Here is an 11,569-nt window from a genome sequence, read left to right as displayed (position 1 = left end):
ATGGTATCACTTACCTTACTTTTTATAAGCATTATATACGACTGCATCGGGCATATCATCATATACCTGTCGTAAGACCGTACCCCGGCAGAAGACATGACTATCCAGATTCTTCTCAATCCAGCGCAGTCTAAAATAAGAAAAGGTAAAAGCCAGGAAGGCAGCAGTAGTGAATCCGACCCCATACCAGAGAGCCGATAAATTCGCAGCTATAATAGACCCTGCCAGTGTAACCCCGGCAAAAATAACGCCATTAAGAACAGCACCTTTTAAATCATCAAAATAATAAAGGAACAACAACTCTGAATACATGAGAAAGGATATGAAATAACCAACCGCCAGCTGGGGATATATTTCCATAATCATTCCCGCAAACCCCATAATCGGAAGTATGACAATCGCAATCAAATAAACAATAACAGATACAATAAACTGAATATGGGCAAGTGACAATAACTGTGAGGAAAGCCCTCTGAACATCCTCTTTTTCGCTTTTTCAATGCTGTCTAATTTACCGCCGATAACCGCTTCGGTGTATTCCTTATATCTGTCATGAAAGTGCATCTCTACTCTGGAAATGAACAATACACTGGCAGATATATTCGTAAACATGGCAAGGCAGGAAGCCATATCGTAGGACTGATTACAGATATAGGTGTTGCGTACCACCAGGTTAGAAGGTGTTGTCCAAAATACGAAATTGTGAACAAAAAGTCCCAGGGTATACAAGAAGTTAGAAGCAATAAGCTGCCAGAACTTTCTATAGTACTGCAATACGCCTTTGTAATTATAGCTGTTAGTCGGAAAATACCTCAAGACATTGGAAAGCTCCAGGGCAGCAATCAGCAGGAAACCGATAGCTATCGCCAGTAACATACTGTAAGTAACAGAAAACTGAAGCAGAAATCTGAATAGCACAGACAGCAGAAACGTAAGAACCATACAGCAGACGAAATAAAGTGTAATCTTCTTATACTGCTTTAGGATTGAATTATATACCATGGTGGAGAACGTCAGAGTTAAGCCCAAATATGCCATATAAGTGGTAAATACATAATAAATCTCTACCTGTCCCACAATTGCTTCATAGATATAAAAGGGTATTGCCAGCAGAGATGAGAGCGTCAGATTAGAAAGAATTCCAACATAGATACATGGTCTTATATCCTCATACCGCTGTTCATAGATCCTGTCTGTCTGATATTTTGATAATACCGAATTAAAGGGAGCGGAGGTTAACAGGGAGAAGATAAATATATAAAGGATACTGGTTGAAAAGGTCTCCCTTTCCAGATATCCCACCTCATCAAAGCCCAATACCCTGTACATGGCAAACAGGCATCCAATGACCACCAGCATAGGAGCAATCGTATAGACAAAACTAAAACCAATGCCATAAAGGGATGACGTCAGTGTATGTTTATCAAATATTTTATTTAGCTGAACACCAATACCTGCCATATTTGAATTACCTCTTTATCCAAACCATTCATTTTTATAGTAATCATTTTATCTAGTAATCATTTTATCTTTCAAGAACAAAGGCCTTTTCCGTATAAGTGACACCACTCATTTCAGCCAGAGTCTTATATATTCTTTTGTAGTTTTCTTCCATGTATACGCTTCTATATTTCGCCATAAGACGGTTATATCCATTCTGTCCCATCTTTTTCGCCAACGAAGGATTCTCGGCAAGCTTTAAAATAGCAGCGGTTATTTCGGAAATATTCATAATGGATACAACGATTCCTGCATCACCAAAAGAATCCTTCTCCCCATATATCAGGCCATGGCAGTTACCAACATTGGTAGCAATACAGGGCTTTTTAGCAGCAAATCCCTCCAAAATGGTTAGGGGTTGTCCCTCACTGATACTGGTCAGAATTGTCATATCCATTTTACCGATATAATCGGTTGTTTTAATACTACCGGTGAATACTATATTTTCTGCATTCAAAGCTCTCACCAGCTCATGACAATCAGCTGCATATTCTGCATCTTCGTCATCTGGACCCATAATCCACAATTTTAATCTTGGCTGCTTTTCATGGGCATAATAGAAAGCATTAATCATTGTCTTGACATCCTTTATCGGAGTTACACGAAGAATGGCTCCTACATTTATATACGGATCATCAGGCTCTTTTATTGGTATATTTTCAAAATTTTTTACTTCTATTCCATTTGGTGTTATAAGCGCCTTATCTTCCGGACAGCCCAGCTGTATCTGCAGGGAATGTGCCTGTTCAAAAAGTGAAGTGACCAAATCTGCAAAATAATAAGCGCACTTTGACATCTTGCGAAACTGTTCTATCCAGATAGTTTTATAGATTCCCTGCACCCATTTGGCCTTTATTATCTCTTCCTCCCGTTCTCTGGTGTAAATCCCATGTTCACTGATGAGCAGTTTAGCACCCGAATAAAGAGACAAGGCCTTACTGCCAATAATTCCTGCATATCCGGTAGATACGCAATGATAGATATCTGCCTTGGGAGGCATGCATTTCAGTGCAAAAAACAACGGAAGATAGATAGACCTCATGGTCCATAAAAAGTCAGAAAAAGTAATATCAGAAAACCGAAGTGTATAATATTCCTTGGTTATATCAAGGAACTGCGGGCTCATTAGCAGATGGTTAATGGAAATATTCTTCCGGTTGAACATATGAAATACTGTCATCCAGTCAATGTTTTTTCCAATAATCAGGCTCTTTAGTGCTTCTTCTTCCTTTTTCTTAAGCTTTACCGGTTTCTTACCATAATTATATTTTCCTATCCAGTCCACATCCTGCAAATAAACTTCATGGACCTCTGTTAAATTGTCCGGCAGCTGATATGCGAATTTACCGCTGATACTCCGGTCTGCTATAATTGTTATCAGATTGAATTCTATATTGGGAAACAATTTAATTATGCTGTGAATCCAGCTGGATACACCACCAACAAGATAAGGATAACAGCCTTCTGCTATCAAACATACCTTCATTTAAGCCTGCACCTCCTTCCTGACATTTTTTCCTTCACTGTTTTGCACCGCTAAAGCCGCTATGATTTTTGCTATACCATACTTACCTGTCGGTGTTTAACAGTTATAATCACATTGCCTTTAACCGTTATAAAGAGTAAATCATTTCATTTTATTATAATTCGCTTCACTGAACACTTTATGAATTTCCACGTATTATTCGACACATCCAAATGCTTTCTACTTCGGATTACTTGGAAGTGTTTTATTATTCCGGGGTTTTTTCAGTACATTTTCTTCAAACATATGAATCGTTACATCAGCCGCCTCCGCTTTGATAAGGTATGCTGTATCGGAAATCGCCAGAGCAGTTGCGTTATCAACATGATCTATGCGTCTGTTATTTGTTCGGAGGATAAAATAAGCTTCTTCCTGGAAATGATCGATTTGTATGGCAATATCATTGATATTGTATTCCAGTGTATAATCCAACGCCAGAAAGCGTCTTGCACGGTTTTCCATCTCACCTACCGTTACCATATCAAAAGCTTTGTAATCGCTAAAATAAGTATTGCCTTTTGACCATTTTAAACTCAGATTATTCCATTCATCTGAGCTGTCCTCCGGATAAAAGACCCGTGTCATATCTACTTTCATATTACACATGCCAAGTATATTTTCTATACTGCTCATCCGCAGGTCATCCATGGTTTCATGCTCATACCCGTTTAAATTGAATTTTACGGAGAGTACCTTATCTTTTAAGAATTCCAAGATATTTTCACCCTCTCCATAATCAGACATCACAAGGCTTATATCCTTATAAAAATCACTATTGAGGCTATCTTTTAGTTCTTCACTGCTAATGTCTGCAGAAAATAGTGCAGTAAAGATATAATCCGGAAGATTGTTCTTAAAGAAATCCTCATTTTCTGCCATTATATCCTTACTATCCTTTTCTGATACCTGTCCTAAGGAAAGTCCCATATTACCAGGAAGCTTGCCGATTTCCCGAAGATAAAAGTCAATATAGTCGTTCTTTGGTCCAGTCTGATCCAGATAATCCAATTGAGTCGCAGCGAAAAAACTATAGGAACCACCATAGTTCTTTAATATCTGTACCACATTCGGCCATAGAAGATCTCTGGCTACTCCTTCGGAATCTCTGCTGTAGAGCTGCTGCATCGCCTCCTGGTTCTCATTGGAAAAGTACGGATAGCTGATCAAGGAAATGGTCTGGGCATTCACCACCGGATAAACATAATACTCCCCCAGATGTGCCATAAAACCGGTCAGTACGCCAAGCATTGTCATTCCATCAAAAATTTCAGAATTTACTGCACATACAAAAGATTTGCTGGTTGTGGTCCGCCATAGCAGCGGTGGTAAATCCTTATCTTCAATACCAAGTTCTTCCTGATTCTCTAAAAGCCCTACAGAATAAACCTCATAACCTGCTGCCAGAGAATAATAGGGGATACTTACCTCTGTATCATCCAGTTGGCCAAAATAATCATCTTTTCGGTAGATCCTTTCTTTATTGATCATAAAATCAGGAAATATCTTTATCCCATCTGCAGTAACCGTTTCTGAAATACTATCCCTGATACCATAAAAAGCCGCCAGTCTTCTGTTAGAATTTAAAAGCTGGTAATCAGGCAGTCTTGTAAAGATCATGGTGTTACCCAACTCTGCATAAGAATACAGAGTATTGGTATCACTGGCTGTTATCTCATAGTCGCCAAACAGTACCACTTCAAACTCTGCTAATTCAGTGGTATTCGGTAAGGTATAAAAGACCTTATACAGATATTTGTTATATACGCACCACTGGATAAGCATCTTTGATGTGGTATCCTCTATCCCTCCTGACAGAATAGAGACTTGCAGTTTCTTATCCGGATTAAGTACTGTTCTGCCTTCTCCTGACAGTCCTGTATTGATAGAATCCAGGTTAAGGGAATCAGCGGTTACCGTATCTACAGCATTAATAGCAACCCTCTCTTCTGCCTGAGGGTTGGTGGAGGTATCTGATAGAATATTAGAAGATACCCCGGCAAACATGAACATTCCAAATACCATTAACATTAATATAAGAATTGTGAAGTAATTTCGCCTAGAAACCATTGTCCCTTTTCTTTCTACCTTATCCGTTCTTTCCGCCATATAAGCGGAACAGGTTCATAATTTCTTCATCTGCTATGATGCTCGTCTCTCTTAATTCATTCAGGCAAGTTAAGAAAGCGGCTCTGTTTTGCTGTTCAAAATACAGATGCAGATAAGCCTTATAAGTCTCAAGCATCCCCGGTCTGTATTTACCGGCTCTGGTAACCCATTTATCTGCCATATTATAGTCTTTGACAGAAATAAAAAAATCAGTCATCCACAAATAATGAGCGGCAGTCATATACCAGAGGTTATGTGTAAATAGATTCTCTGCAACATTGTCCATAATATAGATATAAGATTTCTGCTCTATATCATTCATAATTTTCATATTAAGAATTTCATGTATATAGTCAAGTGTAAGCAGATTCATTTCAACATCCTCCGGATGCTTCTGCATTTGATCAATCATATTCTGAGCCGTGGTACGGCATTCCGACAGGGCATCCAGTATAATAGAAGCCGCATAGTGGGAAGTTTCGGTATCACTGCTGTTCATTGCAACTGCTATGCTGGATACGGTTTTCTTTGCGTTGTTTCTCAGAGTATCAAGAAGGAGTCTTCGAAGGCTTGCCGTATCAGAGACTGCCATAGCATCCTGTATCGGTACGTAATTCATCTCCGTTTCACTGTCTGGCGGCAATATAAGTTTCTCTCTGTTCTGGTTGAAGCTTATATCGCTCATATCAACATTTTTCTTTCTGTTTAAGTATTTAAAGAATTGGCCAAGCAATATATAGATAAGGCCAAAAAGCGGTACAATGAACAGAAACCAGGATAACATGAACGCAGTGCTTTTCTGTCCCTTTTTTTGAAAGAAGGCTGCGATAAAGATGATAAATGCCAGGATAGAGTTCCCTGTTAAAATTATCAGAACAGGCCAAAGTCCTGCTGTATTCATACTGTTCTCATAGCTCCTTTTCCAAATAGGTTTTAATATTCTTCTCTTCCAGACGTTTTCTTACATAGACCGATTCTGTCTCATTGGTATTTGTAAGAAGGATTGCCAGACTTCCGTCTGCCATTGCGCCAATATAATCCGTTTCTCTAAGCAGAGGTTTGATCGTATCGCTAAGCTCTTTCAGAGGCTTACTTCCCGCATGAACATAGAACTCACATAGATCCGCATAACCCTTCCTGGCGGCCTGCTTATAAATCTCCAGCATTTCGTGGTAAGCGGATTCCTGCAGAATAGCCGTATCCGAAATATAACGGCGGTAAGCCAGAGCATCCAGATAGTCGGCGTCCCGAACGACTACCGAATAAACCAATGCTCCGACAATCGTAAGAAGATTTGCCTGATATAAGGTCATCTGTTCATAAGGTATCTCCCACAGGAATATAACAATTCTCATATTCTCCTTTTCATCAAATAACGCACTGGCCATCATTGGCAGATTACTGTCTAATGTGCGATTTATATATACCTGCTTTTCTTTCAATACATCAAAGATCACATGGTATGTTCCCATAGAAACTGATTTTCCAAGAGAACGTGCTTTCTCACTGGAGGCAGTAGCAAGGCGGCAATAAGAAGTATTTGATACCAGATATATTGATACATTGGGTGTATTCATGATTTCTGACAGTGTATCCAAAGCGGCAAACAGTACTTCACCTGTAGCAGCCTTATCGAGTCTTGAGGTTATATCATAGATACGGCCGATACTTTCCGTGCTGCTGATGATTTTTTCAGCATAATAGTTCTTGATCTTTATATTACTGGAATTGATTATGGTTATATCATTCAGCCGCTCTGACATAAAATCTATCTGCTCGTTTTTATCAGCTTCCATATCCCGAAACTTATCCTTTAAATGTCCCACTGTAAGCCCTACAACAAAAATTTGCGCGATCCAGATGTAAGTATTGATATCTATTAATAAGGAAAAGCCGGAAGTTGAATATAACTGCCGGTAACAATAACCTATAACACTGAGCAGCGATGCTAAAATAGCCTGCTGCCTGCCGTGAATCACTGCAAATAAAAGTACATAAAGTAAATAGAAATTAATCCCGCCGAAATAATCATTTCCTACCGTTTGATTGTTCAGAATAAAAAAAGGTATAAAAAATACCAGGCTTTCTAAGAAAGGAAAAGCTTTTTTTAGTACCCTGAGTACACGATGCCCTAACCCCTTGCCCTGATATTTCTCATCACTATGCAAAAACAAATTCTTATGTCTGTTCATGTACATAATAATCTGTGGAATTATGTCCTTATAGCTGTTTCTGATTTCCAGCGGAAACTCTTCAAGAAATCTGCTGTTTGACAGAATAAGCCTGCTCTTAAGGCCAACTGTCTGATCTACAATATCAATCTGGTTCGATAGCTTTTCCTGTATCAGTCTGGCTATGATATCCTCTGTCACTTCTTCCAGAGACGAGATATGATAAATAACATGCTTTCTCTCTGGTGCGTTTACTAGAAGAAATAAGCCTTCTACTGCATCCTTTACAAACAAAGCCGACAGCCCTTTCTTGGCATTAACCTGTAAACGCCCTGAAACCAGAGCTTTTAGGCACATCCCCGAATAAATATCTCTGCAGGCTTTACGATCTGCAGGTATACCATACATACCGGCTAATCTAATTACACTTACTTCCATTTGCGTGGTCTGTTTAAAATGCATTGCCAGATTCTCACCCTGTGATATTGTCATCCCTTTCACACTGTTGGGTGAGGTTTGTAAATCCTCCTTGATATCAATGATATATTCATCCTCAAAAACTTTTTCGGAGGATATATAAATGAAATGTCTTGTACCAAGCATTGCCGCGCTCATCAAGAGATTGCTGAGACCTGTCACATAGTTTAAGGAGTCCTCCACCGCACTCTCGTCTTCCCATTTATAATAAGGGTCATAGGCACCTGTAAAAAGGATAACATCCGGGCGGCTGCTGTTAATAAGCGTTCTTACGCTGTCGCTATCGTATTTAAACACATATTGTTCGAACACATGAGCAGGCTTAATAAGCTTTTTATTACAGATTAATGTATAAATACGCCAATTTTCTTTATAAAACTTATTTATCAGTTCGTTGGTAAACGAACCGTAACTTCCTACAATTAGGATGCTGCTCATATTAATATTTTCACTCCTGTAAAAGAATACTTCAATTTCATCCTGAACCTAACTATAATATAAATATTCTCTGATTTCAAGCCTAATTGACTATTTACAAATACAATTTTTCATGATTTTTTAAGTAAAAAGTCTTTACTTATCATATTATGTCGCATGAACCGGACATACGTTCTTTACGGAATATTATTTTCTGGATTTACAGAATGATATGTTAACTTTTATCTTCCAATGTAGTTTATGGAATTTTTTGTCTTTGGTTGACAAATATTATAACTTACGATAAGATTATAAACGTAATCGATGAAGCGAAAAAATAGTTTGTTTATAAATATATCAATATAACTGATAGATGTTTTAATTGTAGATGTTATAATTGTAACCCAATTAAACCAATCTAATTTAGCGGAGGGATAATTGTTATGAAAAAAGGCTTATTTGGTTATAGCGTATCTGAGGTTGATGTAATGTTAAATACTCTTCGTGAAGAAAACGAGAGCTTGAACGGTACTATCACAACATTAAAAACACAGGTTAAGAATAACGAGACCAATGGTGCGAAAGCCAATCTCTTAGAAGCTGATGTAAAGAAACTTGAAGAAGAACTCAAACAGCTAAACGATGAAAAGGACGAGCTTTTATCCCAGACAGCTTCACTCTCACAGGAAGTAACGGACTATACCCAGAAATATTCTGAATTAAAAGAGCAGCTTACTCTTTTACAGCAGCAGAATGATACCTTAAATGCACATATCTCTGAACTACAGCTGCAAAATGCTGATGCAAGCAGTCTAGTGGATTATTCCTTTATGGAAAGTTTACAGTCGCAGCTAGAGAAAGAGAAAGAAAACAAAGCTTTACTGGAAAGAGCTCTTGCTGATAAGTCTTATGAATTGATTGCTGCATCCGAAGAGCTGGATAAAGCAAGGACTGAAATCGAGCAGCTAAAGGAGGAGCTTGTAATATCAACTGCCTCCCTTGAGGAACAGGCCGCAGCGAATATCACAGAATCCAGGGAGCAGAATCTGAAGCACTCTTCTGCTGTTACCTTACAGGCTTATAAGGATATGACGAGAATGCGAAAAGAAGTTATGGATTATATGCACCATCAGATGAGAGAATTTTATAAGCTGGTAAATGAAAACAGTGTCAGAATGAATGAGCTTATGGAACAGCGCCAGAATGAGTACAGCAAAATGGTCCGTGAATTCTTTAAGAATGCAACTGAATTCCATGCAAATCTATCGGATAATGACGATATCTACAGCAAAATGACCGAATATGACTTTAACCTTGATAAGCTCTCCAATAGTATGAACGTGATCATGAATCAATTTGTGGAGGGGTCCGGTGCTTATGGGAAGGAAGCAGAGGCAGAACTTCCTGATCAGCCTGCAACTGCTGCTGAAGTAACTCTTTTAAACAATAAAGAGGTAAAACCTTTTGTCTTTAAAGAAATTCGCAGAGTAAATCCATAAATTCCTGGTGATTGCAGCATGGCCTTTCACTTGACTTCGAACTACTCATCATAAGCTATAAAATAGATAAAAGTGCTGTTTCCAGACTATTATATACGTTTGGAAACAGCACCTTTCTTTTTTACTTTATATCATTAATATGGATCCCGGTATTCTTTATCAAAATATTCTCTTAATTTCTTTAATGCCTTCTTCTCAATTCTAGAAACATAAGATCTGGAAATACCTATTTTACTGGCTATCTCCCTTTGTGTAATCTCTTCCTGTGAATTCAATCCGTACCGCATCTCAATAATCTGCCGCTCTCTTTTATTCAGAACCTTATTTACCAACTCATACAGACGCTTAACATTACCTTGCAATTCTATTTCTTCGATAATGTCTGATTCAGAGCTCTCAATAATATCCAGAAGATTGATTTCATGCCCTTCCTTATCGGAACCTATAGGTTCATACAGATAAACTTCTTTCGCCTGTCGTTTACCGCTCCTTAACATCATCAGAAGCTCATTATCTATACACCTAGAAGCATAGGTGGCTAGCCGTATTCCTTTATCCGGGTCAAAGGTATCGATTGCTTTTATTAAACCAATTGTGCCAATGGATATTAAGTCATCTATTTCTCTATCCGCCGAATTGTATTTTTTTACAATATGTGCTACCAGACGGAGATTACGTTCAATCAGGATATCCCTTGCTTCTTTGCTTCCTTCCATACAACGGCAAAGGATTTCCGTTTCTTCCTTGGCGCTCAGTGGCTTTGGAAAAGATTTCACTGCAAAAGCACCTCAATAATAGGGGTTTATAATTAATCTATGCCTCTTACTGTTATTAAGTGCCTTTCCTAAAAAAGAATTAAATTATAATTTATAGAAATTTATCATTTGCCTGTACTTTTTATCTTCTGTTACCATTCAGCCTGCCATCCTTCTCAAAATGAAAATATTCACTATTCTTATATTCTTTGGGTGAAATACCTACAACCTTTTTAAAGATTCTTGAGAAATAATACTGGTCCTTGTAGCCTAATTTAAGAGCCACTTCATAGATATACGAATCTGTGGCACGAAGGAGTTTGCAAGCCTCCTTCATCTTAAGCTGAATATAAAAGTCCATTGGCGAATGGCTGGTATGTTTCTTAAATACCGCATTCAGATAGCTCTTTGAAAGATTAAACGCTTCCACAATCTGCTCCAGGGATAATTCTTCATTCATATGCTGGTACATATATTTAATGACGTCAGTTACATGTCTGTTCTGGTCCAGGGCCGTATGCTGTTTTTCCCGGTTATATGCCTCAGCCAGTATTAAGGATAGCACTTGTGAAATATATATAAAGTTACCAAGTGTATAATTTCCCTCCAATACACGGAACAATAGTTCAAACAGAAACAGCATACGATTACCGGCATGATTGGAGCCAAACTTTATTGTAATACATTCCTCCAGAGGGTAATAGGTGATATCCTCCCCTTTAAAATGCACCCAAAGAATACTCCAGGGCCTGTCCGGACAAGCATAATATTTATGTCCTTTGAGCCTTGGAATACAAAATGCCTCATTATCTTTAAGACTATATTCTTTTCCCTCTATTTCTATTATTCCGCTGCCTTCCATACAGTACATAAAAATGTACTCTTCTATTCCATCCTTCCTTTCCCTGTAATGATGTTCTGCCTGGGGGAAATAACCTACATCCGTTAGGTATAGTCTTCTAATCTGAGGATGCTCCGTATAATCCTTAAAGGCTTCTGTCGGAATCACGATCATTCGCTCTCCTTTGAAGCCGTCTTTCTTTTTATCATCAAATATGCTCATATCGTAAACATAGCATATTGGTGGAATATTGTCCATCTTTTATTACGATATGCCAT

Annotated in this window: 8 protein-coding genes; 1 reads left to right on the top strand and 7 read right to left on the bottom strand. The window is 38.2% G+C overall.

Annotated features, from left to right (window positions below; translation table 11 throughout):
* Positions 1-15: 15 nt before the first annotated feature.
* The 5 genes from pelG to R2R35_RS23340 form a co-directional block, all read right to left on the bottom strand.
* Positions 16-1,461 (bottom strand): exopolysaccharide Pel transporter PelG, encoded by a 1,446-nt coding sequence (gene pelG, locus R2R35_RS23360; RefSeq protein WP_317732249.1) that lies wholly within the window; start codon positions 1,459-1,461, stop codon positions 16-18.
* A 64-nt stretch (positions 1,462-1,525) separates the two neighbouring features.
* Positions 1,526-2,986, bottom strand: coding sequence for a GT4 family glycosyltransferase PelF (gene pelF / locus R2R35_RS23355; RefSeq protein WP_317732248.1), 1,461 nt, complete (start codon positions 2,984-2,986; stop codon positions 1,526-1,528).
* Positions 2,987-3,205: 219 nt separating this feature from the next.
* Entirely contained in the window at positions 3,206-5,092 is a 1,887-nt protein-coding gene (locus R2R35_RS23350) for a DUF2194 domain-containing protein (protein WP_317732247.1), read from the bottom strand.
* A 19-nt stretch (positions 5,093-5,111) separates the two neighbouring features.
* Positions 5,112-6,032 carry a hypothetical protein gene (locus R2R35_RS23345; RefSeq protein WP_317732246.1) on the bottom strand — a complete coding sequence of 307 codons (921 nt, stop codon included), beginning with the start codon at positions 6,030-6,032 and terminating at the stop codon, positions 5,112-5,114.
* 7 nt (positions 6,033-6,039) lie between these two features.
* Positions 6,040-8,217: a sugar nucleotide-binding protein gene (locus R2R35_RS23340; protein ID WP_317732245.1), complete on the bottom strand. Its 2,178-nt coding sequence runs from the start codon at positions 8,215-8,217 to the stop codon at positions 6,040-6,042.
* A 422-nt stretch (positions 8,218-8,639) separates the two neighbouring features.
* Here R2R35_RS23340 and R2R35_RS23335 point away from each other — a divergent pair, with 422 nt between their 5' ends.
* Positions 8,640-9,695: a hypothetical protein gene (locus R2R35_RS23335; protein ID WP_317732244.1), complete on the top strand. Its 1,056-nt coding sequence runs from the start codon at positions 8,640-8,642 to the stop codon at positions 9,693-9,695.
* Positions 9,696-9,829: 134 nt separating this feature from the next.
* Here the strand turns inward: R2R35_RS23335 and sigK are convergent, their stop codons facing one another.
* Together sigK and R2R35_RS23325 are read right to left on the bottom strand one after the other, a co-directional pair.
* Complete coding sequence (gene sigK / locus R2R35_RS23330) at positions 9,830-10,471, bottom strand: RNA polymerase sporulation sigma factor SigK (protein WP_317732243.1); 642 nt, start codon at positions 10,469-10,471, stop codon at positions 9,830-9,832.
* 121 nt (positions 10,472-10,592) lie between these two features.
* Positions 10,593-11,513 carry a helix-turn-helix transcriptional regulator gene (locus R2R35_RS23325; RefSeq protein WP_317732242.1) on the bottom strand — a complete coding sequence of 307 codons (921 nt, stop codon included), beginning with the start codon at positions 11,511-11,513 and terminating at the stop codon, positions 10,593-10,595.
* Positions 11,514-11,569: the final 56 nt, after the last annotated feature.

The sequence above is a fragment of the Anaerocolumna sp. AGMB13020 genome (assembly GCF_033100115.1).
In the GTDB taxonomy this organism is placed as follows: Bacteria; Bacillota; Clostridia; order Lachnospirales; family Lachnospiraceae; genus Anaerocolumna.
Note: the sequence above shows the minus strand (reverse complement) of the source record. Positions and strands in the feature narration are given on the sequence as shown.